23 protein-coding genes are annotated in these 24139 nt (G+C 71.7%); 17 read left to right on the forward strand and 6 right to left on the reverse strand.

What is annotated here, in order from left to right:
* Positions 1-50: 50 nt before the first annotated feature.
* Positions 51-1388 carry an aspartate aminotransferase family protein gene (locus tag GXW74_RS01980; protein WP_211844582.1) on the forward strand — a complete coding sequence of 446 codons (1338 nt, stop codon included), beginning with the start codon at positions 51-53 and terminating at the stop codon, positions 1386-1388.
* Here GXW74_RS01980 and GXW74_RS01985 read toward each other — a convergent pair whose 3' ends face one another.
* A complete protein-coding gene (locus GXW74_RS01985) occupies positions 1389-2225 on the reverse strand; it encodes an SDR family oxidoreductase (protein WP_246522716.1) in 837 nt (278 codons plus the stop codon). It abuts the gene before it with no gap.
* A 23-nt stretch (positions 2226-2248) separates the two neighbouring features.
* On the opposite strand from GXW74_RS01985, the gene GXW74_RS01990 reads away from it, so the two are divergent.
* The 5 genes from GXW74_RS01990 (at position 2249) to GXW74_RS02010 (ending at position 7754) form a co-directional block, all read left to right on the forward strand.
* Positions 2249-3658, forward strand: a complete 1410-nt coding sequence (locus tag GXW74_RS01990; RefSeq protein WP_211844583.1) for an amidase — start codon at positions 2249-2251, stop codon at positions 3656-3658.
* Between the two features lie 18 nt (positions 3659-3676).
* Positions 3677-4462, forward strand: coding sequence for an enoyl-CoA hydratase (locus tag GXW74_RS01995; protein WP_211844584.1), 786 nt, complete (start codon positions 3677-3679; stop codon positions 4460-4462).
* 4 nt (positions 4463-4466) lie between these two features.
* Positions 4467-5339, forward strand: coding sequence for an SDR family oxidoreductase (locus GXW74_RS02000; protein ID WP_211844585.1), 873 nt, complete (start codon positions 4467-4469; stop codon positions 5337-5339).
* 98 nt (positions 5340-5437) lie between these two features.
* Positions 5438-6550, forward strand: coding sequence for an LLM class flavin-dependent oxidoreductase (locus tag GXW74_RS02005; RefSeq protein ID WP_211844586.1), 1113 nt, complete (start codon positions 5438-5440; stop codon positions 6548-6550).
* 55 nt (positions 6551-6605) lie between these two features.
* Positions 6606-7754: an iron-containing alcohol dehydrogenase gene (locus GXW74_RS02010; protein ID WP_211844587.1), complete on the forward strand. Its 1149-nt coding sequence runs from the start codon at positions 6606-6608 to the stop codon at positions 7752-7754.
* Positions 7755-8087: 333 nt separating this feature from the next.
* On the opposite strand, the gene GXW74_RS02015 is transcribed toward GXW74_RS02010, so the two are convergent.
* Positions 8088-9341, reverse strand: a complete 1254-nt coding sequence (locus tag GXW74_RS02015; protein ID WP_211844588.1) for an NAD(P)/FAD-dependent oxidoreductase — start codon at positions 9339-9341, stop codon at positions 8088-8090.
* A gap of 107 nt (positions 9342-9448) precedes the next feature.
* On the opposite strand from GXW74_RS02015, the gene GXW74_RS02020 reads away from it, so the two are divergent.
* The 4 genes from GXW74_RS02020 (at position 9449) to GXW74_RS02035 (ending at position 12766) form a co-directional block, all read left to right on the forward strand.
* Positions 9449-10330, forward strand: coding sequence for a TauD/TfdA dioxygenase family protein (locus GXW74_RS02020; protein WP_211844589.1), 882 nt, complete (start codon positions 9449-9451; stop codon positions 10328-10330).
* Entirely contained in the window at positions 10327-11235 is a 909-nt protein-coding gene (locus tag GXW74_RS02025) for a fumarylacetoacetate hydrolase family protein (protein ID WP_211844590.1), read from the forward strand. Before GXW74_RS02020 ends, GXW74_RS02025 begins: the two co-directional genes overlap by 4 nt.
* Before the next feature lie 36 nt (positions 11236-11271).
* Positions 11272-12258 (forward strand): Bug family tripartite tricarboxylate transporter substrate binding protein, encoded by a 987-nt coding sequence (locus GXW74_RS02030; protein WP_211844591.1) that lies wholly within the window; start codon positions 11272-11274, stop codon positions 12256-12258.
* A gap of 61 nt (positions 12259-12319) precedes the next feature.
* Positions 12320-12766, forward strand: coding sequence for a nuclear transport factor 2 family protein (locus tag GXW74_RS02035; RefSeq protein ID WP_211844592.1), 447 nt, complete (start codon positions 12320-12322; stop codon positions 12764-12766).
* On the opposite strand, the gene GXW74_RS02040 is transcribed toward GXW74_RS02035, so the two are convergent.
* Positions 12756-13133 carry a nuclear transport factor 2 family protein gene (locus tag GXW74_RS02040; protein WP_211844593.1) on the reverse strand — a complete coding sequence of 126 codons (378 nt, stop codon included), beginning with the start codon at positions 13131-13133 and terminating at the stop codon, positions 12756-12758. The two genes, GXW74_RS02035 and GXW74_RS02040, sit on opposite strands and share 11 nt — an antisense overlap.
* A 99-nt stretch (positions 13134-13232) precedes the next feature.
* Here GXW74_RS02040 and GXW74_RS02045 point away from each other — a divergent pair, with 99 nt between their 5' ends.
* From GXW74_RS02045 to GXW74_RS28560, 4 genes are read left to right on the forward strand one after another with little or no spacing between them, the layout of a single operon-like run.
* On the forward strand, positions 13233-14201 hold the full coding sequence (locus GXW74_RS02045; RefSeq protein WP_211844594.1) for a Bug family tripartite tricarboxylate transporter substrate binding protein: 969 nt from the start codon (positions 13233-13235) through the stop codon (positions 14199-14201).
* Between the two features lie 10 nt (positions 14202-14211).
* The gene (locus GXW74_RS02050) at positions 14212-15081 is read left to right on the forward strand and encodes an isocitrate lyase/PEP mutase family protein (RefSeq protein WP_211844595.1); all 870 of its coding nucleotides are present in this window, start codon (positions 14212-14214) and stop codon (positions 15079-15081) included.
* Positions 15078-15803, forward strand: a complete 726-nt coding sequence (locus GXW74_RS02055; RefSeq protein ID WP_211844596.1) for a haloacid dehalogenase type II — start codon at positions 15078-15080, stop codon at positions 15801-15803. Before GXW74_RS02050 ends, GXW74_RS02055 begins: the two co-directional genes overlap by 4 nt.
* Positions 15804-15806: 3 nt before the next feature.
* Positions 15807-16985 (forward strand): class I SAM-dependent methyltransferase, encoded by a 1179-nt coding sequence (locus GXW74_RS28560; protein ID WP_211844597.1) that lies wholly within the window; start codon positions 15807-15809, stop codon positions 16983-16985.
* A gap of 194 nt (positions 16986-17179) precedes the next feature.
* Here the strand turns inward: GXW74_RS28560 and GXW74_RS02065 are convergent, their stop codons facing one another.
* The gene (locus GXW74_RS02065; RefSeq protein ID WP_211844598.1) at positions 17180-18163 is read right to left on the reverse strand and encodes a Bug family tripartite tricarboxylate transporter substrate binding protein; all 984 of its coding nucleotides are present in this window, start codon (positions 18161-18163) and stop codon (positions 17180-17182) included.
* A 106-nt stretch (positions 18164-18269) separates the two neighbouring features.
* On the opposite strand from GXW74_RS02065, the gene GXW74_RS02070 reads away from it, so the two are divergent.
* From GXW74_RS02070 to GXW74_RS02080, 3 genes are all read left to right on the forward strand, one after another.
* Entirely contained in the window at positions 18270-18989 is a 720-nt protein-coding gene (locus GXW74_RS02070; RefSeq protein WP_211844599.1) for a DUF1028 domain-containing protein, read from the forward strand.
* A 194-nt stretch (positions 18990-19183) separates the two neighbouring features.
* Positions 19184-20263, forward strand: a complete 1080-nt coding sequence (locus GXW74_RS02075) for a tartrate dehydrogenase (RefSeq protein WP_211844600.1) — start codon at positions 19184-19186, stop codon at positions 20261-20263.
* 437 nt (positions 20264-20700) lie between these two features.
* On the forward strand, positions 20701-22209 hold the full coding sequence (locus GXW74_RS02080) for an amidohydrolase family protein (RefSeq protein ID WP_211844601.1): 1509 nt from the start codon (positions 20701-20703) through the stop codon (positions 22207-22209).
* 11 nt (positions 22210-22220) lie between these two features.
* On the opposite strand, the gene GXW74_RS02085 is transcribed toward GXW74_RS02080, so the two are convergent.
* Positions 22221-23183 (reverse strand): Bug family tripartite tricarboxylate transporter substrate binding protein, encoded by a 963-nt coding sequence (locus GXW74_RS02085; RefSeq protein WP_211844602.1) that lies wholly within the window; start codon positions 23181-23183, stop codon positions 22221-22223.
* Positions 23184-23188: 5 nt separating this feature from the next.
* A complete protein-coding gene (locus GXW74_RS02090) occupies positions 23189-24100 on the reverse strand; it encodes an NAD(P)-dependent oxidoreductase (protein WP_211844603.1) in 912 nt (303 codons plus the stop codon).
* Positions 24101-24139 lie beyond the last annotated feature (39 nt).

A 24139-nucleotide genomic window follows, 5' to 3' on the forward strand; every position in this document is an offset into this window, starting at 1 on the left:
GCCCGAAGGAGCGCGCGAGCCTTCGCGGCCCAGGATCAGGAGCCCACCCGATGAGCCCGCTCGACGCCCCGCGCGACCCGCGCAACAGCGACCTCGAGACCGCCCTGATCGAGGCGCGGGACGCCTACACCGACGCACGGCCGGGCAGCGCCGCGATCCATGCCAGGGCGCGCGAGGTGATGCCCGGCGGGAACACCCGCACGGTGCTGTTCTACACCCCCTTCCCCACCGCCATGGTGCGCGGCGAAGGCTGCCGGCTGTGGGACGCGGATGGGCGCGAGTACCTCGACCTCTGCGGGGAATACACCGCCGGGCTGTTCGGCCATTCGGAGACGCGCATCCTCGATGCGGTGAAATCCGCGATGGACCGCGGCATCAACCTCGCGGCCGTCGGCGAGAACGAGGGCCGGCTGGCGGCGCTGATCTGCGGGCGGTTCCCCTCGGTGGACCAGGTGCGCTTCACCAATTCGGGCACCGAGGCGAACATCATGGCGCTCGCCGGCGCGCGCGGCTTCACCGGGCGGACGGAGGTGCTCGCCTTCCGCGGCGGCTACCATGGCGGCGTCTTCACCTTCCCGGTCGGCGTGCCGGTCTCGCCGGTGAACCTGCCCATCCCGATGCGTTTCGCCGACTACAACGATGCCGCCGGCGCGGCGGCCGCGATCCGCGAGGCCGGCGACAGGCTGGCGGCGGTGATCGTGGAGCCCATGCAGGGCTCGGGCGGCTGCATCCCGGCGACGCGGGACTTCCTGCAGGCGCTGCGCGAGGCGACGCAGGAGACCGGCGCTCTGCTGATCTTCGACGAGGTGATGACCAGCCGCCACGGCTTCGGCGGCCTGCAGCAGCGCCTTGGCATCACGCCCGACATGACGACCTTCGGCAAGTACATGGCGGGCGGCATGTCCTTCGGCGCCTTCGGCGGGCGGCGCGACGTGATGGCGGTGTTCGACGGCCACAAGCCCGGCGCCATGCCGCATGCCGGCACCTTCAACAACAACGTGCTGTCGATGGCCGCCGGCTGCGTCGCGATGGGCGAGATCTTCGACGAGGCCGCCGCCGAGGCGCTGTTCGCGCGCGGCGAGACGCTGCGCGAGGCGTGCAACGCCGCCGCGGCGAAGCATGGCGTGGCGCTGCATTTCACCGGCGTCGGCTCGATGATGAACCCGCATTTCCGCAAGGGCCCGGTGACCGCTCCCTACAAGGCGGGCGCCGAGGAGGAGCAGATGCGCGAGCTGTTCTTCTTCGACATGCTCGCCGCCGGCATCTACCTGGCGCGGCGCGGCATGGTGGCGCTGAGCCTGCCCGTCACCGACGCCGACTGCGACCGCTTCCTCGCCGCGGTGGAGGAATTCTGCGCGGCGCGGAAGCCGGTGCTGACGCCTGCCTGATCAGCGCCCGCCGCCCACCGGCAGCCGCGCCCCGGCGACATAGGAGGCGGCATCCGAGGCGAGGAAGAGGATGCATTCCGCCACTTCCTCCGCGGTGCCGCCGCGGCCCATCGGCACGCCGGCGGAAAGCCGCGCCACCCGGTCCGGCATGCCGGCGGCGGCGTGGATCTCGGTCTCGATCAGGCCGGGATCGACGGCGTTGACGCGGATGCCCTCGGCGGCGACCTCGCGCGCCAGGCCGACGGTGAGCGTGTCCACCGCCCCCTTGCTGGCGGCGTAGTGGATCCATTCGCCGCCCGACCCGATCTCCGCCGCGCGGGAGGAGACGTTGACGATCGCGCCGCCCTTCCCGCCGCGCCTGGTGGACATCCGCCGCACCGCTTCCCGGCAATGCAGCGCGAGGCCGATGACGTTGGGCGTGAAGACGGAGACCCAGTCCTCCAGCGTGGTGTCCGCGAGAAGCCGTCGCGGGCCGGTGATGCCGGCATTGTTGACCAGCACGTCGATGCGCCCGAAGGCCTCGTCGGCACGGTTGAAGGCGGCGAGGATGTCGCTCTCCACCCCCGCATCGCCCTGCACCAGCACGACGCGCGCGCCATCGGCCTCGCAGCCCCGCGCCGTCGCCTCGGCGCGCGCGATCTCGCTGCGGTAGGTCAGCAGCAGGTCGTAGCCGCGTCGCGCCGCGAGCCGCGCCGTCGCAGCGCCGATGCCCCGCGAACCGCCCGTCACCATCATCACGCGTCGCGCCATGGCGTTCTCCCCGTGCCTGCCCGCGCCATTGTCGCGGAAGCGGGCGCGGCTGTCAGCCTTGCCCGCGCCCGGCACGCGGGCGAGCATGGCGGCAGCCGAGGAGACGCAAGATGGACCTGCCCGCACCGCAATCCTATTCGCCCGAGACCTTCCGCCCATTGACCTTCCACGATGCGGTGCCGCGCTTCCTCGACGGGTCGGACACGCCGCGCGCCTATCTGGAACGCTGCCTCGCCACCATCTCGGCGCGGGAGCCGCAGGTGATGGCCTTCGCCAGCCTGAACGAGGAGGGCGCGCGCGAGGCAGCGGATGCCAGCGCGGCGCGATACAAGTCGGGCGCACCGCTCTCGCCGATCGACGGCATGCCGGTCGGCATCAAGGACCTGCTCGAGACGCGCGACATGCCGACCGAGATGGGCAGCGCCTTCTACAAGGGGAACCGGCCGGGCCGCGATTCCGCCCTGGTCCAGGCGCTGCGCCAGGCGGGTGCCGTCATCGTCGGCAAGACGGTGACGACCGAGCTCGGCATGTCGCATCCGGGCCCGACGCGGCATCCCTTCGACCTGCGGCGCACGCCCGGCGGCTCCTCCTCCGGTTCCGGCGCGGTGATCAGCGCGCGGATGCTGCCGGCGGCGATCGGCACGCAGGTGCTGGGCAGCGTCATCCGCCCGGCCTCCTTCAACGCGAACTGGGCGCTGAAGCCGACCCAGGGCGCGCTGAACCGCGGCGAGCGCCAGGGCTTCAGCCAGTCCACCGTCGGCGTGCATGCCGGTTGCGCCGAGGACATGTGGAGCGTCGCGGTGGAGATCGCCAAGCGCGTCGGCGGCGATCCGGGCGCGCCGGGGCTGTACTTCACCGGCGAGGCACCGCCGCCGGCCCTGAAGCCGCGCCGGCTCGCGGTGCTGGAGACGGAGGGCTGGCCGCTCGCCGAACCCAAGGCCGTCGCGGCCTTCGAGAAGGCGCTGGATGCGCTGCGCGCGCAGGGCGTCGCCATCCTCCGCCGCACCGACCATCCGCTGCTGGAGGCGCTGGAACAGCGCGTGCTGGGCGCCATGGCGCTGGCAACCGACGTCTGCGCCTATGAAAGCGCCTGGTCGGTCGCCAACATGATGGCGAAGAACCCCGCTGCGCTGTCCGACAGCCTGAAGGCGCGCTTCGAACTCGGCTGCTCGGTGACCTTGCCCCAGTACCGCATGCGCCTGCTGCAGCGCGAGGAGATGCGCCGCGCCCAGGCCGCCCTGGCGGGCGAGGTGGACGCCTTCATCGGCCTGCCCGCCTGCGGCCCGGCGCCGCTGCCGGGCGACACCGGCGGATCGACCAACCGCATCCTGCACACCACCGGCAACCCGATCATGAACACGGCCTCCTCCGGTCTCGGCTGCCCGGTGGTGACGGTGCCGCGCATGGCGGTGGAGGGCATGCCGCTCGGCATCGCCATCACCGCCCAGCCGCACCAGGACGAACGGGCGGCCGCGATTGCCCGCTGGATTGCCGAGGCGGTTCCGCCGATCATGACCTGAACGCCCCTGGAGGAAACGATGAGCGAGATCGAGGTCACGGACGATGCCGGCCTGCGGACCATCCTGCTGAACCGGCCGGACAAGAAGAACGCGCTGACCCGTGCGATGTACGCCGGCATGCGCGACGCGATGCGCGAGGCGGCGGCGGCGCCTTCGGTCCGCGCCGTGCTGATCACCGGCGGGGCCGAGTGCTTCACCTCCGGCAACGACGTGAACGACTTCAGGACGCGCAGCGCCACGCCGGACGATTCCGGCCCGACCCCGGCGCGGGACTTCCTCTTCGCGCTGCGCGACTGCCCCAAGCCGGTGGTGGCGGCGGTGGCCGGCTATGCCATCGGCATCGGCACCACGCTGCTGCTGCACTGCGACCTGGTCTATGCGGCGGAGAACGCCGTCTTCCGCATGCCCTTCGTCGATCTCGGCCTGTGCCCGGAAGGCGGGTCCTCCCTGCTCGTCCCGCAGCGCGGCGGGCAGTTGCTGGCCAATGAGCTGCTGATGCTGGGCGAGGCCTTCGCGCCCGCCACTGCCCTGCGCGCGGGCATCGTGAATGCGGTGCTGCCGACCGGAGAACTGCTGGCGACGGCCGAAGGCGTGGCGCGCAAGCTCGCGGCCAAGCCGCCCGTCGCCATGGCGGCGACCAAGCGCCTGCTGCGCGGCACCGGCGCCGAGACCCTGACCGCCCACATGACCGAGGAGTTCGCCAAATTCAGCGAGTTGCTGCGCGGACCGGAGGCGGCCGAGGCCGTCGCCGCCTTCCAGGAGAAGCGCAAGCCCGACTTCTCGCGCTTCCTGGCGGCGGAGTAGGCCCATGTTCAGGAACGACCTCTTCGCCGGCCAGCGCGTGCTGGTGACGGGCGGCGGCACCGGGCTCGGGCGCATGATGGCGGAGCGGCTGCTCTCGCTCGGCGCCGCGGTGGAGATCTGGGGACGGCGCGGCGAGGTGGTGAACGCCGCCGCCGCGGAGATGAACGCCGCGCATCCCGGCATGGCGAGCGGCCGCGCCGTGGACATCAAGGACCCGGAGGCGGTGGAGGACGCCGTCGCCGCCATGTGGGCGGAAGGCCGGCCGGCAACGCGCCTCATCAACAACGCCGCCGGCAACTTCATCAGCCGGACGGAGGACCTTTCCCCCCGCGCCTTCCACGCCATCGCCGACATCGTCTTCCACGGCACCTTCCAGGTGACGCAGGCGCTGGGGAAGCGCTGGATCAAGGACGGCACCGGGGGCGCGGTGGTGTCGATCATCGTCACCTGGGTGCGCACCGGCGCGCCCTTCGTCGTGCCCTCCGCCATGTCGAAGGCGGGGATCGACGCGATGACGAAGTCGCTGGCGGTGGAATGGGGCCGCCACGGCATCCGGCTCAACGCCATCGCCCCCGGCACCATCCCGACCGAGGGCATGTTCGCGCGGCTGCGCCCCGGCGAGGACGATCCCGCCGCGCGGCTGGCGGAGAAGAACCCGATGAAGCGCATCGGCACGCCGCAGGACATCGGCGACCTCGCCGCCTTCCTGCTGACGCCGATCTGGATCAACGGGGAGACCATCGCCCTCGACGGCGGCGGGTGGCTCTCGGGCGGCGGCGGCTTCCAGGACTACCTCGCCTGGGGCGACGCCGAATGGGAGGCCGCGCGCGCCCGCATCAAGGCCCGCAACGAGGCCGACAAGGCGAAGCGCGGATAGGGGCGAGTTCCGCGCGGCACACTTGCTTTTGGGTTGCGCGACGCAACGGGCGGGTCGATCCTTCCTCCAACGATAAGAGTTGGAGGAGGAAGCGACCGATGGAATTCGGCTATTTCACCATGCCGTCCCACCCGCCCGAACGCGGACTCAAGGCCGGCCACGACTGGGACCTGCAGGTCCTGCGCTGGCTCGACGAGATGGGCTACTCCGAGGCCTGGATCGGCGAGCACCACACCGCGCCGTGGGAGCCGCACCCCTCCCCCGACCTGCTGATCGCCCAGGCGCTGATGCAGACCAGGCGGCTGCGCATCGGCCCGGGCGGCTTCCTGCTGCCGTACCACCATCCGGCGGAGCTCGCGAACCGCGTCGCGATGCTCGACCACCTCTCCGAGGGGCGGCTGAATTTCGGCGTGGCGGCCTCCGGCCTGCCGTCGGACTGGGCGATGTTCAACGTCGACGGCATGTCGGGGGCCAACCGCGACATGACGCGCGAAGCACTCGACATCATCCTGCGCATGTGGACCGAGGAGGGGCCCTGGCACTACGAGGGCAAGTACTGGAAGGTGGACAAGCCGGATACGATGTTCGGCTTCCTCAAGCCGCACATCAAACCCTTGCAGGCGCCGCATCCGCCGATCGGCGTCGCCGGCCTGTCGAAGAACTCCGACACGCTGAAGCTCGCCGGCGAGCGCGGCTTCCTGCCGATGTCGCTGAACCTGAACCCGGCCTATGTCGCGAGCCACTGGGACAGCGTCGAGACCGGCGCGAGGAAATCCGGCCGCACGCCCTGGCGTGGCGACTGGCGCCTGGTGCGCGAGGTCTTCGTCGCCGAGACCGACGAGGAAGCCTGGCGGCTGTCGGTCGGCAGCATGATGGGGCGGATGATGGGGGAATACTTCCTCCAGCTCCTCGCCCAGTTCGGCTTCAAGGACTACCTGAAGCACGACCCGTCGGTGCCGGATTCCGATGTCACGGTGGAATACTGCGCGCGACGCAACTGGATCGTCGGCAGCCCGAAGACGGTCGCCGAGAAGATCGAGCGCATCTACCACGAGGTCGGCGGCTTCGGTCAGCTCCTCGTCTTCGGCTTCGACTACGTGGAGAACCCGGAGGCGTGGAAGACCTCGCTCGGCCTGCTGCAGACCGAGGTGCTGCCCAAGGTGAGGCACCTGACCCCGCCGCGCCCGGCCGCGCTCGCCGCCGCGCAGTAGGTTGTCCGGCCGCGCCCGACGCCGCATCCTCCGCCCGACAGGCGAGGAGGGGATGATGGGCGCGAGCCTTCACCAATGGCCGGCCCAGGGCCGGGTGCATCACGGCGCGGCGGTGGCCGAGGCCCTGCCGCGCGAGATCGGCGACGCTGCCCGCGTGGTGCTGGTGACGACGCGCTCGCTCGCCGGCGGCGCGCTGGCCGAGGCCGCCAAGGCGGCGATCGGGGACCGGCTGGCGGGGGTGTTCTCCGCCATGCGCGCGCACAGCCCGGTCGAGGACGTGCTCGCCCTCGCCGCGCTGTTGCGGGAGCAGGAGGCGGATCTCGTCGTCGCCCTCGGCGGCGGGTCGGTGATCGACGGGTCGAAGGTGGCCTGCCTCGCCATGTGGCGCGGCATCGGCGATGCCGGGTCGCTGGTCGCCGCCGCCGCCTCGCGCGGGGCGGCGCCGGGTTCCTGGGACGGCACGGCGCCCGCGCCCCGCATCGTCGCGGTGCCGACGACGCTCTCCGCTGCGGAATTCGCGCCGCATGCGGGCTACACGGACCTCGCCGCGGGGCGCAAGTACCGGGCGCTCGATCCCTGGATGGTGCCGCGCGCGGTCATCCTCGACCCCGCTGCCACGCTGGAGACGCCGGCGGAGCTGCTGCTCTCCTCGGGCATCCGAGCGCTCGACCATGCGACGGAGCGCTGGTGCTCGACCGAACCCCTGCCCTTCTCCGACGCCGTCTCCCGCCAGGCCATGGTGATGCTGGCGGAGAATCTGCCGCGCGTGCGCCGCCACCCCGAGGACCTCGCGGCGCGCGGCGCCTGCCAGCAGGCGGCCTGGCTGTCGGTGATGGGCGGCTGGGCCGGCGTGCCGGTGGGGGCGAGCCACGGGCTCGGCTACATCCTCGGCGCGGCGCGCGGCGTGCCGCATGGCATCACCTCCTGCCTCATGCTGCATGCCGTGATGCGCTGGAACGCGCCGGTCAACGAACACCGGCAGAAGGACGTGGCGCACATCTTCGGCGGCGAGGAAGCGGGCCCGGCGATCGAGGCCTTCGTGCGCGGCCTCGGCCTGCCGACGCGGCTGTCGGAACAGGGGATCACGCCCGACGAGATCCCGGGCCTCGCCGCGCGCTGGACGGGGGACGCGCCGATCGCGACCAATCCCCGGCCGGTGCGCGGGGCGGCGGACCTCGAGGCGATCCTGCATCTTGCCGCGTAGCCTCGGCCGCGCAACGCCCTGTGCCGCCGCCGGGCAGAGCGAGCGAGGCGCACCGATGCACATGCTGATGGTCATGCTGGGGGGGCCTGCTGCTGCTCGCCGTCTTCCTCATCTTCGGGCGGCTCTGGGGGCATGACCTCGCGGGTTCTGCGACGGCGGCCAAGGCCTTCATCCCGGTCCGGTTCCTGGTCGCGGCGGTCAACCTCTGGGTCGGCGTGATCCGCGCGGGCTACACGGCGATGCAGGAACTGCCGATCCTGCTCGCGAACTTCGCCGCGCCGGCTGCCATCGCCGTCCTGCTGGCCGGGCAGCCCTCCCACGCGTGATCCGGGGTCAGCCGAAGCGTTCGGCCGAGAAGGGCGAGAAGTCGAAGTTCGGCTTCTCGCCGGCGAGCGCGGCGGCAACCACCGCGCCCGTCGGCGCCGAGCCGGTCAGGCCGAGATGGCCATGGCCGAAGGCGCACCAGAGGCCGTCCCACGCCTTCAGCGGGCCGATCACCGGCACGCTGTCCGGCAGGCAGGGGCGATGGCCCATCCAGGTCGTGCCGCCTTCCGTCCGGACATTCGGGAAGACGGCGCGCAGGTCGCCGAGCAGCAGCCGCGCCCGCGCCTCATTGGGCGGTGCGTCGAGGCCGGCGAACTCGACCGAGCCGGCGACGCGCAGCCCTTCCTCCATCGGCGTGATGAACACCTTGCGGTCGGCGGGCGCCACGATGCGGCCAAGCTTCACCCCGGCATCCGGCAGCATGACGTGGTAGCCGCGCTGCGTTTCGAGCGGCACCTTGATGCCGAGCGGCGCCAGCAGCCGCGCTGACCAGGCGCCGGCGGCGAGCACCACGCGGTCCGCGGCGACCTCGCCTGCATCCGTCACCACGCCGGTGACGCGGCGGCCTTCGATGCGCAGGGCGCGGACCTCGGCCTCGCGGATCTCGCCACCCATGCGGCGGATGCCGGCGGCGACGACCTGCACCATGCGCGCGGGGTTCACGCAGGACCCATGGTCGGGCAGGAACACCGCGCGGGTGTAGGCGGGCGAGACCTCGGGCTCCAGCGCCGCCAGCGCGGCGCGGTCCAGCACCTCCATCCGCAGGCCGTGGCGGCGGCGCAGCTCCAGCGAGGCGGCGTCCTTCGCCATCTGCGCATCGTCCCGGTAGAGGTACATCTGACCCTCCTGCCGGATCAGGTCGAGCGCGCCCTCGGCGGCGAGGATCTCCCGGTGTCGCTCCGGCGCGCCGAACAGCAGGGAGGCGAGCGCCGTCGCCGCCGCCTCCACCCTGTCCCGCCGCGCCGAGGCGACGAAGCGCAGCAGCCAGGGCATGGCGCGCAGCCAGTAGCCCGCCGGGATATGCAGCGCGCCGGCCGGATCGGTCAGCATCTGCGGCACCTGGCGCAGCACACCGGGCATGGCGAGCGGCGCGACGGAACCATGGCTGATCGCCCCGGCATTGCCGGCGGAGGCGGCGTGGGGCCTGCGCGCGTCCAGCACCAAGGGCCGCAGACCGCGCCGCGCCAGGTGCCAGGCGACGCAGAGGCCGACGATGCCGCCGCCGACCACGACGATGCGCGAGCCGTTCGATGCGTTTTCCATGACGGCCATGCTGGCGCAGCGGCGTGCGATGCGGAAGCCTCGGCGCGCGTTGACGGGCGCGGCCTGGCATCGCACCCTCGCTCCCAATCGAGTTGAGGAACGTCCCGATGCGGATCACCCCGAACAATGCCGGGCTGGGCGCGCGCGTGGAGGGCATCGACCTCGCGCGGCCGCTGTCGCCGGAAGATTTCAAGACCGTGCTGCGCGCGCTCGGCCAGTACGGCGTGCTGTGCTTCCCGCAGCAGGACCTCGACGCGGCGGCGCTGTCCGCCTTCGGCAGCCGCTTCGGCGAGCTGGAGGTGAACGTCGCCAACCTGTTCCACGCCGAGGGGCATCCGGAAGTGATGCACCTGTCCAACATGAAGGACGAGACCGGCAAGCCGCTCGGCCTGTCGGATGCCGGCCAGGGCTGGCACACGGACATGTCCTATTCGAAGGAGATCGCGCTCGCCAACGTGCTGCACGCCAGGCGCGTGCCGCGGCGCGACGGCCGCGTGCTCGGCTGCACGCAGTTCCGCAACGTGCACGCCGCCTATGACGACCTGCCGGCGGAGGTGAAGGACCGCATCGCCGGTCGCACCGCGATCCACGACTTCGCCAAGTTCTGGGACATGATGCGCATCCGCCCCGGCAGCATCCGCGGCCCGCTGACGCCGGAGCAGAGGGCGAAGAAGCCGCCGGTCTCGCAGCCGATCGTGCGCATCCACCCGATCACCGGGCGGCCGGTGCTCTACTGCAATTCCGGCTACGCCATGCATGTCGAAGGCATGGAGCGCGCGGAGAGCGACGCGCTGCTCGACTACCTGTTCCGCCACCAGGCGCAGGAGAAATACCTCTACACCCATGAATGGGCCGAGGGCGACGTGCTGATGTGGGACAACATCGGCACCACGCACAACGCCGTCGCCGATTATGGCCCGGACGAGCACCGCTTCATCCTGCGCGTGCAGGTGATGGCGAACCTCGACTACGCGGCGCTCGCGGCATGAGGCTCGTCACCTTCGAAGGCCCGGCCGGCGCGACGCTGGGCGGGATGATCGGCGGCGAGGTCGTGGCGCTGCGCCCGGCGCTGGCCGCGGCGATGCAGGCGGCGGGCGAGGCCGATACCTCCGCCGCCGCGATCCCGGACGACATGGTCGCGCTGATCGCCGACGAGGCGGCGATGGTCGCCGCCGGCCGTGCCCTCGCCTTCGCCGCGCGGGCGGAGAACGCGGCGCTGCGCCGCCCGGTCGGCGAGGTGCGGCTGCTGGCGCCGCTGAAGCCGGGCAAGATCCTCGGCGTCGGGCGCAACTACGGCGACCATGCGAAGGAGACCGGCGGGCCGAAGCTCGAACTGCCGCGCATCTTCATGAAGCCCACCTCCTCGGTGGTCGGGCCGGGGGCGGCCGTGCGCATCCCGCCCGATGTGAAGAAGCCGGACTGGGAGGTGGAGCTCGCCGTCGTCATCGGCCGCCGCGCCCGCAACGTCAGCGAGGGCGTCGCGCTGGACCATGTCGCCGGCTACACCGTGCTCGACGACATCAGCGCGCGCGAATTCCAGTTCGACGTGCCGCTGGCCATGACCTCCTTCGCCAAGGGCATGGACGGGTTCTGCCCGATCGGCCCCTGTCTTGCGACGGCGGACGAGGTGGGCGAGCCCTGGGCGCTCGACCTGCGCTGCTGGCTGAACGACGAGGAAGTGCAGCACGGCAATACGCGGGACCTGATCTTCCCGGTCGCCACGCTGATCGCCTTCCTCTCCCGCTACATGACGCTGGAGCCGGGCGACGTCATCGCCACCGGCACGCCGGCCGGGGTCGGCCATTTCCGCGACCCGCCACGCTACCTGAAGCCAGGCGACCGGCTGCGCATGGAGGTGGAGCGGGTCGGCGTGCTCGAACACTCGATCGCATAAGAAACATCGCATAAGAGACCAAGGGGGGAGACGAACATGATCCGCAGGACGCTTCTCGGCGCCGCCATGGCGCTGGCCGCGCTGCCGGCGCTGGCCCAGCCGCGCGCGCCGGGCACCGACTATCCCAACCGGCCGGTGCGGGTGATCGTCGCCTTCGCCGCCGGCGGCAATGCCGACATGAATGCGCGCATCATCTCCCAGGCGCTGTCGACGCGCCTCGGCCAGCAGTTCGTGGTGGAGAACCGCCCCTCGGGCGGCGGCACCGTGGCCTTCGAGACGGTCGCGCAGACCCAACCGGACGGCTACACGCTGCTGGTCGGCGCGCTGGGGTCGCACACGCTCAATGTCGGCCTCTATGGCGACCGGCTGCGGGTGCATCCGCTGACCGGCGTGGACCACATCACCATCTCGAGCCATTCGCCGATCGTGCTGGTGACGCATCCGTCGATGAACGTGCGCACGCTGGCGGAATTCCGTGCCGCGGTGGCCGCGGGCAACGGCCAGGTCGCCTACGGCTCCTCGGGCAACGGATCGACGGGGCACATCGCCTCGGCGCTGCTGCTGCACCTCGCCGGCATCCCGGCGACGCACGTGCCCTATCGCGGATCGGCCGCCGCCTTCCAGGACCTGCTCGCGGGGCGCACCATGTTCCAGTCCGACACCATCTCCTTCGTCGCAGAGCATGTCCGCGAGGGCCGCGTGCGCGGGATCGTCATCGGCACGCCGCAACGCAATCCGATGACGCCGGACGTCCCGACCGCCGCGGAGGCCGGGCTTCCGGGCTGGCAGGCGACAACCTGGACGCCGTGGTCGGCGACGCTCGGCACACCCCTGCCGATCCGGCAGTTCCTCTATGAGCACATCGCCGAGACCCTGAAGACGCCGGAGGTGCGGGAACGCATCATCGCGCTGGGCAACACCATCCCCGAGAACATGACGCCCGAAGCGACCCGCGCCTTCATCGCGGCGGAGATCGACCGCTGGGTGCCGATCGTGCGCGCTTCCGGCGCCCGCGTCGATTGAAGGCTTGATCCGGGCCGCCGTCGCGCGCGAGGCTCCGTTCCGAAAGCCGACGGAGGAAGCGATGGCGTCCCGGGACCTGACCGAGGCGACCCGCGCGCGGGTGCATGCCCTCTACGCGGACTATGTGCGCGGGGACATGGCGGCCGTGATGGGCTGCATGGCCGAAGGCATCGCCTGGCATTCCCTCGGCAACCACGACGCCCCGTGGTCGGGGCGCTGGCTCGGCAAGCAGGGCGTCGCCGACTACTTCGCCGCCGTGGGCCGGGTCTGCGCGGTCACCGGCTGGGAGATCGAGCGCGTCATCGCCGATGGCGAATGGGCCACCGTGCTCGGCACGCTTCGGGTGCGCTTCCATGCCGACGGCAGCGAGACCACCTATGCCAAGGTCGATATCCTGCACCTGGCCGACGGCATGCTCGTGGAATTCCGCGAGTTCTACGACACCGCCACCATGCTGCGCGACCTCGGCCGGGTGAACACGGCGAGCTCCGACCGGGCTACGCCCTGACGTCGGCGCGATAGACCTTGCTGACGATCTTCCAGCCCTCGCCCGTCTTCAGGAAGACCAGGTAGTCGGTGAAGTAGCGCGGCGGGATCTGGCAGGCGACCTTCGCCAGCGCCGTCTCCGGCCCCGACTGGTCGAGCATCAGGATCCGGTCGTCGCGCGCCAGGCCCTTCGCCTTCGCGCTGCCGCGGCCGCGCACCATCTCGAACCACTGCTCGCGCGGCAGGTCCTGCACCACCCCGTCCTTGTCCCAGTAGAGATGCGAGCAGGGGTGGAAGGCGCTGGCCAGCTTCCCGGTATCCCCTTCGTAGAGGCCGTCGAAATAGGTCTGCAGCACGGCCTCGATGGCGGCGATGTCGCTGGCGGGCATGTCGGTTCCTCCTTCGCGCGATCGCCGATCCTGGCCCGGAACGCGGGACGTTTACAGGGGGCGCGCGGCGAGGGAATGTCCGCCCCGGGAGAAAACGCCATGACCCTGCATCGCCGTCCATTCCTGCTCGGGGCCGCCGCCCTCGCCGCGCCCGCGCCGCTCGCCGCCCAGGGTGGCTGGCCCAGCCGACCGGTGCGGGTGATCGTGCCCTATGCCGCGAGCGGGGGGACCGACATCCTCGCGCGCGCGGTCGGCGAGGCGCTGCGCCCTTCCCTGCCCCAGCCGATCGTCGTCGAGAACCGCGCCGGCGCGGCCGGCGTCGTGGGCTCGGAGGTCGTCGCTCGGGCAGAACCGGACGGGCACACGCTGCTCATGGTCGTCAGCACGCATGTGATGAACCGCTACCACCTGCCGTCCATGCCCTTCGACCCGATCCGAGACTTCTCGCCGATCGCGATGCTGACGCGGAACACGATGGTCCTCGTCGCCGGCGCCAGCCAGCCCTTCGACAGCCTGCGCGCCATGATCGAGCACGCGAAGCGCAACCCGGGCCGCGTCGGGACCGGCAGCACCGAGGCGCTCTCCTCCTTCATCGGGCAGGAGCTCGCGCGCCGCGCGGGCGTGGACATGCCGGATGTCGCCTATCGTTCGGGCGGGCAGTTGATGAACGACATCGTCGCCGGCCACCTGCCGACCGGCTGGACCAGCACGGTCAGCGCGGCGCCGCACATGCAGACCGGGCGCGTGCGGATCCTCGCGGTCTCCACCGGGTCGCGCTCCGCCTTCTTCCCGGAGGTGCCGACGGCAGCGGAACAGGGTGTGGCGGAATTCGACCTGTCCGGCTGGGTCGCGCTGCTCGGCCCGCCCCGGATGGATGCGGCGCTCGTCGCGCAGATCGACGGCGCGGTGCAACGCGTCTTCGGGGATGCCGCCTTCCAGGACAGGCTCCGTGCCCTCGGCGTCGAGCGCGACTTCCGCCCCGCCCCCGCGCTGCTCGAGGCGATGCAGCGCGACGACCGCATCTGGGCCGCCGCCGCGCAGGCTGGCCATATCCGTCCGCAGCAGTAGGATCACCGCCATGGCCAATCCCGCCCTCCGCCAGGCCTTCGCGCAGAAGCGGTTCATCGTCGCGCCCGGCGTGTTCGACATGATCTCGGCCAAGATCGCCGACGGCATGGGGTTCGACTGCATCTACGGCACCGGCTTCGGCACGGTGGCCTCGGCGCTCGGCGTGGCGGATGCCGGCATCGCCACCTATTCCGACATGGTCGCGCGCATGGGGCAGATGGCGCGCGGCTGCCGCACGCCGCTGATCGCCGATGCCGATACCGGCTATGGCGGGCTGCTCAACGTGCGCCACACCGTCATGGGCTACGAGGCCGCGGGCATCTCCGGCATCCAGCTCGAGGACCAGGAGATGCCGAAGAAGTGCGGCCACACGCCCGGCCGCCGCGTCATCCCCGCCGAGGAGATGGTGCTGAAGATCAAGGTCGCCGCCGAGGCGCGGACCAGCCCCGACTTCCTCATCGTCGCGCGCACCGATGCGCGCACCACGCTCGGCCTCGAGGAAGCGATCCGCCGCGGCCTGATGTTCGGCGAGGCCGGCGCCGACATCGTCTTCATCGAAAGCCCCGAAAGCGAGGATGAGATGCGCGCCATCGGCAAGGCGATCCCGAAGCCGCTGCTCGCCAACATGGTGGAGGGCGGGCGCACGCCGATCCTGCCGGCGGCGAAGCTGCAGGAGATCGGCTACGCCATGGCGATCTACCCGGCGATCGGCTTCCTCGCCGCCGCCGCGGCGCTGGAGAAGGCCTATGCGCACCTCAAGGCGACCGGCGACAGCCTGGCGATCGGCGAATCCTACGGCTTCAGGCGCATGACGGAGCTGATGGGCTTCCCCGAGGTCTGGGACTTCGAAAGCCGCTGGGCGAGGAGCGCCGCGGAATGAGCGCGCTCCCTGGCGTGAAGGCGCTGGTCTTCGACGTCTTCGGCACCGTCGTCGACTGGCGCAACGGCGTGGCGCGGGATGCGAGGACCTTCCTCCTCCGCCATGGCCGCGCCGACATCGATCCGCACGCCTTCGCCGATGCCTGGCGCAAGCGCTACCAGCCGGCGATGGAGGAAGTGCGCTCCGGCCGCCGCCCCTTCACGCGGCTCGACGTGCTGCACCGGGAGAACCTAAACCACGTCCTGCGCGACCACGGCATCGACCCGGACGGCAGCGCGCCGGAGGAGCTGGAATGGCTCAACCGCGCCTGGCACCGGCTGGATCCCTGGCCCGACACCATCCCCGGGCTGATCCGGCTGCGGGCGAGGCATTTCCTCGCGCCGCTGTCGAACGGCAACATCCTGCTGCTGGCGAACATGGCCAAGCGCGCGGGCCTTCCGTGGGACGCCGTGCTCGGGGCGGAGGCGGCGCAGGCCTACAAGCCGCAGCCCGAGGCCTATCTGCGCACGGCGGAGATCCTCGCCCTCGCACCCGGCGAGGTCGCGCTGGTCGCGGCCCACAACGGCGACCTGGCGGCGGCGCGCAAGGCGGGGCTGAAGACCGCCTTCGTGCTCCGGCCGACCGAGCACGGACCGGCCCAGACCACCGACCTGCGCGCCGAGCAGGATTGGGAGACCGTCGCCTCCTCCTTCGAGGATCTGGCCGAACGCCTTGGCTGCTGACACGTGACCTTCCCGCACCAGGACCCCTTCTGGAGCGATGCGGCCCGGGCGGTGCGCGGCCGCGCCGTGCCGGGCGCCCGCATCCTCGCGCCGGATCTCTTCTGGTGGGTCTTCCCGCGCATCCACCGCTACGCGCGCACGGCCATCGTTCCGGATGAGCGCCACGACTGGGCCATCCTGCACAAGGGCATGCTGGATGCGCTGACGCGCGACGCGCTGCGCGACATCACGGCGCGCCTGCATCCCGTGCTGGCCAACCCGGTCTTCGTCGTCTTCGGCCCCACGGCCGGGGAGGCCGAGACGATCCGCGCCAGCGAGCATTTCCACGCCTTCGAAAGCGCCCTGCCCGCGCGCATGGAGCGCCCCGATCCGCCCGCCGAGGCCGAGACCGACCCCATCCTGCCCGAGCCCGGCATCATCGCCCAGTTCCCGGCCATGACCGATGCCGAGTTGCGCCATGCGATGAACCAGTTCTGGCGCAATGGCGGCTATGTCTACGAGACGCTGCGCGACCGCAGCTACTATGAGGAGATCGATCGCCTCATCGCCGACTACCTCGGCCCCTGCGCGGGGGAGGAGGTGCTGGACCTCTGCTGCGGAACGGGGCGCCTGGCGCGGCTCCTCGCCGGCGCGCGCTCGGTTCTCGGCGTCGATATCGCGACCGTGGCGCTGACGATGGGCCGCGCGCGGCACGCCGATCAGCCGCGCTTCCGCTTCGCCGCCATGGATGCGGCCGCGCTCGCCCTGCCGGATGCCGCCTTCGACCGCGTGCTCTTCATCGACGCGATCGAGCATGTCCGCGATCCGGCGCGCGCCCTGGCCGAAACGGCGCGGGTGCTGCGCCCGGGCGGCACCGCCATGATCACCGTCGCCAACCGCGATGGGCTGAACCAGCGCATCTCGCGCAGGCTCGGCTCGGGCGAGTTCGTCACCAACTACCAGCACCTGCAGGAATTCACCTGGGCCGAGACGCAATCCATGCTCGCGGCCGTAGGCCTGCGCGCCGTGCGCGCCGACGGCATCTTCCTCTACCCCTATTGGGGCGTGCCGGGCGTGGACGAGGCGGTGCGCCACCTCACCGACGAGGATCCGGAGATCGTCGCCGCCACGCTCGAACTCGGCCGCCGCGCCGGGCCGGAATTCGCCTACGCCTTCGCGGTGCTGGCGCGGAAGGACGCGTAGCGACCTGCCCGCGAAGCTCGCTGGATCTCCGGCGAACGAAGCGGCCGGGCCGGCCGCCGAAAGCAGGGAATGGCGGCCCGAGGACGAAGCCCGCAGGACTTCGCAAGCGGGACACGGGGTCGGATCGCCGATCGGTCGTGCGCCCGACGATGCGCGCGCGACGACGCCCGCTGCGGATACGGGCCACCGGCCGGCTATTCGGCGCGAATGTTCCCCTCGCGGATCACCGGTTCCCACTTCTCGGCCTCGGCGCGGATGAAGCTCGCGAACTCCTCCGGCGTGCCGGCGACGACCTCGGCGGCCTGCACCCGTTCCGTCTGTTCCTTCACCGACGGCGTGGTGATGATGGCGCGGAGAGCGCGGTTGGCGGCGACCACCAGTTCCGCCGGCATGCCTGCCGGGCCCACCACGCCATGCCAGGTGGCCGAGGCGAAGCCCGCATAGGTGGCGGCGACCGGCGGCACCCCCGGCAGCGACGCCACCGGATTGGCCGTGCTGACGGCCAGCGCCTTGACGCGGTTGTCGCGGATGAAGGGCAGCGAGGTCGAGACGGAGGGCATGGTGAAATCCGTCTCGCCCTGGATCACGCTGCGCATCACGTCGGCGCCGCTGCGGTAGTGCACCGCCGTCCAGCGGATGCCCGCGCGGCGCGCCAGCAGTTCGGCGCTGAGATGGCTGGCATGGCCGACGCCCGGGGAAGCATAGGTCATCTCCCCGTTGCGCCGCTTCGCCAGCTCGATGAGCTGCGGCAGCGTCGCGGCCTCAAGCCCCGGCCGGGCCACGATCACCAGCGGCAGGTTCACCAGGTGGATGATCGGCGCGAAGGCCGTCAGCGGATCGTAGCCGAGGCCCGGCTGCAGCAGCTTGCCGATCGCATTGGCGCCAAGGTCGGCCATCATCAGCGTATAGCCGTCCGGCCGGCTGGTCGCGACCACGCCGCCGGCGATGGTCCCGCCGGCGCCGGAGCGGTTCTCCACCACCATGGGCTGACCGTTGGCGTGCTGCGGAAAGGCGTTGGCGACGGTGCGGGAGAGCGTGTCCACCGCGCCGCCGGCGCCGAAGGGCACGATCAGCCGCACCGGCCGGTCCGGCCAGGCGCCCTGTGCGCGGGCGGCGGCAGGCGCCGCGGCGGCAAGGGCAAGGGCGCCGAACGCGCGGCGACGCAGCACGAGATCCATGGCGTTCTTTCCTCCCAGTTCGTTGCGTCCACATCGACGCGGCCGCGCCCTGCTGTCAACCGCCCCGTCCCGGTGCAGGATGCGCAGCCCCTCAGGAGTCCCGGCCATGACCTGGTCCATCGTCGCCCGCGATCCGGCCTCCGGCGCCTTCGCCGTGGCCGTCACCACCTGCAACCTGGCGGTCGGCGCCTCCTGCCCCTTCCTGCGGACCGGAGTGGGGGCGGTCTCCACCCAGTCGATGAGCAACCGCTACCTCGGCCCGGCGGTGCTCGATGCCATGGCGCGCGGGCTGTCGGCGCGGCTCGCGCTGGACAGCGCGCTGGCCGGCGACGAGGGGCGCGGCCTGCGGCAGATCCATGCGGTGGATGCGCGGGGTCGCGTCGCCGCCCATACCGGCGAGAATTGCGTCGAGTGGTGCGGCTCGGTCGCCGGAGATGGGTTCAGCGTGGCCGGCAACATGCTCTCCGGCGAGCGCGTGGTGACCGAAACCGCGGAGGTCTTCGCGAGGCGCACCGACCTGCCGCTGCCGGAACGCCTGATGGCCGCCCTGCATGCCGGCCAGGACGCCGGCGGCGACAGGCGCGGGCGGCAATCCGCCGCGCTGATGCTCACTTCCACCGAGGACTTCCCCGACATCAACCTGCGCGTCGACGACCATGCCGAGCCGCTGGTCGAGCTCTCCCGCCTGCTCGGCCTGTGGCGGACGCAGGCGGAGCCGAGCCAGCACACGCGGCCGAGCCGCGCCAACCCGGCCGGGCTGACGGACATGGACGCGATCGAGGCCGCCTGGCGCGCCCGCGGCATGGATCTGCGGTTCCGCCGCTGACGGTCTGGGCGCGATGCGCCGCAGATGAGGACTTGCGCGCCTCACGGCGCGATGATGGCTTGCGCGCCTCAAGGCGCGATGATGGCTTGCGCGCCTCACGGCGCGATGATGGCTTGCGCGCCTCACGGCGCGATGATGGCTTGCGCGCCTCACGGCGCGACGGCAGGGAAGCTCGGAAGCAGGAGGGACAGCGCATGCGCCAGCACAGGATCGCCGCCATCGGGGGCGACGGCATCGGACCGGAGGTCATTGCCGCGGGCTGCCGCGTGCTGGACGCCGTGGCCGAGGCCCAGGGCGGCTTCTCGCTGGCCTTCGACTCCTTCGACTGGGGCAGCGAGATGTACCGCCGCACCGGGAAGATGATGCCGGCCGACGGGCTGAAGCAGCTCGAAGGCTTCGACGCCATCTTCTTCGGCGCCGTGGGCGCGCCGGACATCCCCGACCACATCACCCTGTGGGAGTTGCGGCTCGCGATCTGCCAGGGCTTCGACCAGTACGCGAATGTGCGGCCCACGCGGCTGCTGCCCGGCGTGCGCGGGCCGCTGCGGGAGGATCTCGGCAGCCAGATCGACTGGGTGATCGTGCGCGAGAACTCCGAGGGCGAATACGCCGGTGTGGGCGGCCGCGCCCATCGCGGCCTGCCGATCGAGGTAGCGATGGATGTCGCCGTCTTCACCCGCGACGGCGTTGCGCGCATCTGCCGCCATGCCTGCGAGATCGCCATGTCGCGCCCGCGCCGGCACCTGACGGTGGTCACCAAGTCCAACGCCCAGCGCCACGGCATGGTGATGTGGGACGAGGTCTGCGCCGAGATCACCGCGCAATATCCCGCCCTGGCGGTCGAGAAGATGCTGGTCGACGCCATGGCCGCGCGCATGGTGATGAAGCCCGGCACGATCGACACCATCGTGGCGACCAACCTGCATGCCGACATCCTGTCGGACCTCGCCTCCGCGCTGGCCGGTTCGCTCGGCATCGGCGCGACGGGCAACATCGACCCGCAGCGGCGCCGGCCCTCGATGTTCGAACCCATCCACGGCTCCGCCTTCGACATCACCGGCAAGGGCATCGCCAACCCGCTCGGCGCCTTCTGGACGGCATCGATGATGCTGGAACACCTGGGCGAGGCCCCCGCCGCCCAGCGCCTGATGCGCGCGGTGGAGACGGTGACCGCGCGCGGCGAGGTGCTGACGCCGGATCTCGGCGGCACGGCGACGACGGCGCAGGTCACGGATGCCGTGGTCGCGGCGTTGAAGGGCGCCAATATGCCTTGAGGGGGCGTTGCCCCCTCAAGCTCCCCCAGCAGGGGACACGGTCCCCTGCACCCGCGGTGACCCGGAGTGTTGGTTTCCAAAGGCCTCTCGGCCGATGAGTCGCCATCGCCGATGCATCGCATCGGCAATGATACCGGCCAGCCTTTCGCTGACTCGGTATCAGTGTCTTGGTTTCGCGCGCGGCCGCCCCGCCAGCCCCGTGCGCCATACCGCTGAACCTCGCCGATGAGGTCATCGGCAAGGCTCGGCGGTATGGGATCCCTGGCAGGGTGAGCCCGAGAGTGGCCGCGCCCCTCTCGGACCCGCACTCCTCCAGAGCGAAGCGGCTTCCACGCGAAGGAAAACCGCTCCACGCTCGGCCCCGCGGGCAGGATCGCGCCGACAGCCCTTGCCGGCCGTCCGCGACCTGCCCCAGACGCAGCACGGGAGCATCCGGCATGGCGGAGATCGAACCGGGCTTCATCCTCATCCGCGGCGGGCGCCTGGCCGATCCGGCGAAGCGCCGCGCCGAACCGGCCGACATCCTGGTGGAGGACGGCGTCATCCGCGAGGTCGGCGCCGACCTCGCCGCGCCGGCGGAGGCGCGCATCGTCGAGGCCGCCGGCTTCCTGCTGCATCCCGGCCTGATCAACGCGCACACCCACGGCCATGGGGCGCTCTCCCGCGGCCAGGGCGATCGCTGGACGCTGGAACTGCTGCTCGCCGCCGCACCCTGGACCGGTGGCGGGCGGGCGCTCGCCGACAAGAAGCTCGCCGCGCAGATCAACGCGGCGGAGATGGTGCTGAAGGGCTGCACCGCGGCCTATGACCTCTACACCGAGGTCCCGGTGCCCACGGCGGAGGGGATGGATGCGGTGGCGGAGGCCTATGCCGGCATCGGCATGCGCGCCGTCATCGCGCCCATGGTCGCCGACCGCACGCTCTACGAAGCCGTGCCGGGCCTCTACGACGCCCTGCCGGAGGCGCTGCGCGCGCAGGTCGACCGCCTGCGCCTGCCCGCCTGGGAACGCACGCTCGATGCCATGCGCGGCGTGCTCGCGGGCTGGCGCTGGGCGGGCAAGGACATCCGCGCGGCGGTGGCGCCGACCATCCCGCACCATTGCTCGGATGCCTTCCTCTGCGGCTGCCGCGACCTGGCGCGGGATTTCGGCGTCGGGCTGCACAGCCATGTCGGCGAGAGCAAGGTCCAGGCCCTGATCGGCATCCGCCGCTACGGCCGGACGCTGCTCGCGCACATGGATGCGCTCGGGCTGGTCGGGCCCGGCTTCACGGCGGCGCACGGCGTCTGGCTGGACGATGACGACCTCAGGCGCCTGCGCGATGCCGGCGCGGCGCTCGCGCACAATCCGGGCAGCAACATGAAGCTCGGCAACGGCATGTTCCGCTTCCGCCGGGCGCGCGACCTCGGCGTCACCGTCGGCATCGGCACCGACGGGTCGAGTTCGTCGGACAACCAGAACATGTACGAGGCAATGCGCGCCGCCTCGCTGCTGTCCAAGGTGCAGACGCCCGACCCGCGCGCCTGGGCGAGCGTGGAGGAAGTCTACGACGCCGCCACGCTCGGCTCGGCCAAGACACTGGGCTTCAAGGACATCGGCGCGATCGCGCCGGGGATGAAGGCGGACATCGTCTTCCTCGACCTCGCCTCGATCAACTGGATCCCGCACCATTGGTCGGTGAACCAGATGGTTCATGTCGAGGACGGCACCGGCGTCCGCCATGTCATGATCGGCGGCCGCTTCGTGGTGCAGGACCGGCGGCTGCTGACGCTCGACATCGCGAAGCTCGCGCAGGAGGCCGAGGCCGCGCGCGAAAGGCTGGAGGCGCTGAACGCGCAGTGGAAGGGGCTGTGCGACCGGCTGGAGCCGGTCGTCGCCTCCTTCTGCCCCGCCCTCGCGGCGCAGCCCTACCACCTCCGGCGCTATCTCTGCGACGCGCCGGAGTAGGACAGGCCCGGCTACTGCTGTTCGAGCCCCGCTTCCCGCGCGCGCGCGGAGAGCACGGTGATCTGGTTGCGCAGGAAGTCCTGGAATTCCTGCGGCGTGCTGCCGCGCGGCGCGTAGCCGAGCCGCGCCAGGCGTTCCTTCAGCTCGGGATCCGCCAGCACCTTGTTCAGCGCCGCATTGGCGCGCGCGACGACGGGCGCCGGCGTGCCGGCAGGGACCCCCATGCCGAACCAGACGTCGAAGGTGAATTCCGGCAGCACGGAGGCGACGGTCGGAATCTCGGGCGCCAGCGAGAAGCGCTGCGGCAGCGTTACCGCCAGCGCGCGAACCTTGCCTTCACGCACCTGAGGCATACCGGCGGCGAAATCGGTGAAGGTGCTGTCGATGCGCCCGGCGATGACATCGGTCAGCGCCTCCGGCCCGCCGCGATAGGGGATCGGCATCATGTCCACCCCGGCGAGGCGGGCGAGCGTCGCCGAGGCGATCAGCGCCGAGGAATTGCCGTGGCTGAAGGTCAGCGGCGTGCGGGACGCCCTGGCGTGCTCGATGAAGCCGCGCAGGTCGCGCGCCGGGGAACTCGCCGGCACCACCAGGATGTAGGCGGTCTCCGCGACGAAGCCGATCGGCGCGAAGTCGCGGATGGGGTCATAGGGCAGGCGCCGGATGGTGTAGGTGTTGAGCGCCCCGTTGGTGACGCTCAGCACGACCCAGGTGTGGCCATCGGCCGGGGAGCGCGCCGCGCTTTCGGTGCCGACGACGCCGCTGCCGCCCGGCCGGTTGTCCACGATCACCGGCTGGCCGAGCTCGCGGCCGAGCGGTTCCGCCAGGTGGCGCATCAGCGTGTCGGTGACGCTGCCGGCGGGAAAGGCCACGACCAGGCGGATCGGCCGGTCGGGCCAGGTCTGCGCGACGGCCGGCGCGGCCAGCATCATCGCGCCGGCACCGAGCAGCGCACGGCGGTTCAATTGCGGCATCGGTTTCACTCCTTGGACGTCTTGCTGCCGATGAAGCGGTGGATCTCGGTGTTGTCCACCTGCGGGCCGAGGGCGGCGACGGCATCGCGCCAGCGTTCCCGGCACAGCGCCAGCAGCGGCGCGGGATAGCCCGTGTCCTCGGCGATGCCGCCCGCGGTATCGAGGTCCTTGCGCATCAGGCCGAGCTGGAAGCCGCCGGCATAGCGGCCGGTCAGGATCTCCTGCCGCGACTTGGTCTCGGTCGCGATGTTGCGGCCGGAGGAGGCGTTCATCACGTCGGTCAGGATGCCGAGGTCGAGGCCCAGCGCCTCGCCCATCCGCAGCGCCTCGGCCGTCGCCAGCAGGCCGGCGGCATAGACGTAGTTGTTCAGCGCCTTCATCGCATGCGCGCTGCCGACGGCGCCGGTGCGGATGATCTTCTCGCCCATGCCCTTGAGCACCGGCTCGGCCTTGGCGAAGGCCGCATCGTCGCCGCCGCACATGATGGCGAGGGTGCCGGTCTTCGCCTTGGCGACGCTGCCGGAGACCGGCGCATCCATCAGCGCGACGCCGCGATCCGCCAGCAGGGCCGCGAGGCGGCGGGTCTCGGCGGGCTCCGAGGAGCTCATGTCGATGACCAGCGTGCCCGGCCGCAGCGCGGGGAGAAGGCCGCCCTCCCCTTCCATCACCTGCGCGACGACGCGGCTGTTGGGCAGCATCAGCACGATGACGCCGGCCTCGGCGGCGACGCCGGCCGGGTCCCGCGCGAAGCTCACCGCCCCGGGCGCGGCGCCCTCCGCCACCGCGGCGCGCGCCGCTTCGGAGGTATCGCAGCCGAGCACCCGGAAGCCGCGCGCCAACAGGCTGCGCGCCATCGGCAGCCCCATCATGCCGAGACCGATGAAGCCGATCTCGGCGCCCTCTTCCGCCATGGACATTCCCTCGCGTTCGTCGGCGCGATGCTCCGACGCGGCGGG

The organism is Neoroseomonas eburnea (assembly GCF_018129005.1).
GTDB lineage: Bacteria > Pseudomonadota > Alphaproteobacteria > Acetobacterales > Acetobacteraceae > Neoroseomonas > Neoroseomonas eburnea.

Bases quoted from the DNA above. Each gene is read 5' to 3' on its own strand.
- GXW74_RS02000 (WP_211844585.1), top strand. From the start codon at position 4,467: ATGTTCAGGAACGACCTCTTCGCCGGCCAGCGCGTGCTGGTGACGGGC.
- GXW74_RS02010 (WP_211844587.1), top strand. From the start codon at position 6,606: ATGGGCGCGAGCCTTCACCAATGGCCGGCCCAGGGCCGGGTGCATCAC.
- GXW74_RS02015 (WP_211844588.1), bottom strand. From the start codon at position 9,341: ATGGAAAACGCATCGAACGGCTCGCGCATCGTCGTGGTCGGCGGCGGC.
- GXW74_RS01995 (WP_211844584.1), top strand. From the start codon at position 3,677: ATGAGCGAGATCGAGGTCACGGACGATGCCGGCCTGCGGACCATCCTG.
- GXW74_RS02045 (WP_211844594.1), top strand. From the start codon at position 13,233: ATGACCCTGCATCGCCGTCCATTCCTGCTCGGGGCCGCCGCCCTCGCC.
- GXW74_RS01985 (WP_246522716.1), bottom strand. From the start codon at position 2,225: ATGCTCGCCCGCGTGCCGGGCGCGGGCAAGGCTGACAGCCGCGCCCGC.
- GXW74_RS02005 (WP_211844586.1), top strand. From the start codon at position 5,438: ATGGAATTCGGCTATTTCACCATGCCGTCCCACCCGCCCGAACGCGGA.
- GXW74_RS02080 (WP_211844601.1), top strand. From the start codon at position 20,701: ATGGCGGAGATCGAACCGGGCTTCATCCTCATCCGCGGCGGGCGCCTG.
- GXW74_RS02050 (WP_211844595.1), top strand. From the start codon at position 14,212: ATGGCCAATCCCGCCCTCCGCCAGGCCTTCGCGCAGAAGCGGTTCATC.
- GXW74_RS02020 (WP_211844589.1), top strand. From the start codon at position 9,449: ATGCGGATCACCCCGAACAATGCCGGGCTGGGCGCGCGCGTGGAGGGC.
- GXW74_RS02025 (WP_211844590.1), top strand. From the start codon at position 10,327: ATGAGGCTCGTCACCTTCGAAGGCCCGGCCGGCGCGACGCTGGGCGGG.
- GXW74_RS02085 (WP_211844602.1), bottom strand. From the start codon at position 23,183: ATGCCGCAATTGAACCGCCGTGCGCTGCTCGGTGCCGGCGCGATGATG.
- GXW74_RS01980 (WP_211844582.1), top strand. From the start codon at position 51: ATGAGCCCGCTCGACGCCCCGCGCGACCCGCGCAACAGCGACCTCGAG.
- GXW74_RS01990 (WP_211844583.1), top strand. From the start codon at position 2,249: ATGGACCTGCCCGCACCGCAATCCTATTCGCCCGAGACCTTCCGCCCA.
- GXW74_RS02070 (WP_211844599.1), top strand. From the start codon at position 18,270: ATGACCTGGTCCATCGTCGCCCGCGATCCGGCCTCCGGCGCCTTCGCC.
- GXW74_RS02090 (WP_211844603.1), bottom strand. From the start codon at position 24,100: ATGTCCATGGCGGAAGAGGGCGCCGAGATCGGCTTCATCGGTCTCGGC.
- GXW74_RS02065 (WP_211844598.1), bottom strand. From the start codon at position 18,163: ATGGATCTCGTGCTGCGTCGCCGCGCGTTCGGCGCCCTTGCCCTTGCC.
- GXW74_RS02075 (WP_211844600.1), top strand. From the start codon at position 19,184: ATGCGCCAGCACAGGATCGCCGCCATCGGGGGCGACGGCATCGGACCG.
- GXW74_RS02055 (WP_211844596.1), top strand. From the start codon at position 15,078: ATGAGCGCGCTCCCTGGCGTGAAGGCGCTGGTCTTCGACGTCTTCGGC.
- GXW74_RS02035 (WP_211844592.1), top strand. From the start codon at position 12,320: ATGGCGTCCCGGGACCTGACCGAGGCGACCCGCGCGCGGGTGCATGCC.
- GXW74_RS02040 (WP_211844593.1), bottom strand. From the start codon at position 13,133: ATGCCCGCCAGCGACATCGCCGCCATCGAGGCCGTGCTGCAGACCTAT.
- GXW74_RS02030 (WP_211844591.1), top strand. From the start codon at position 11,272: ATGATCCGCAGGACGCTTCTCGGCGCCGCCATGGCGCTGGCCGCGCTG.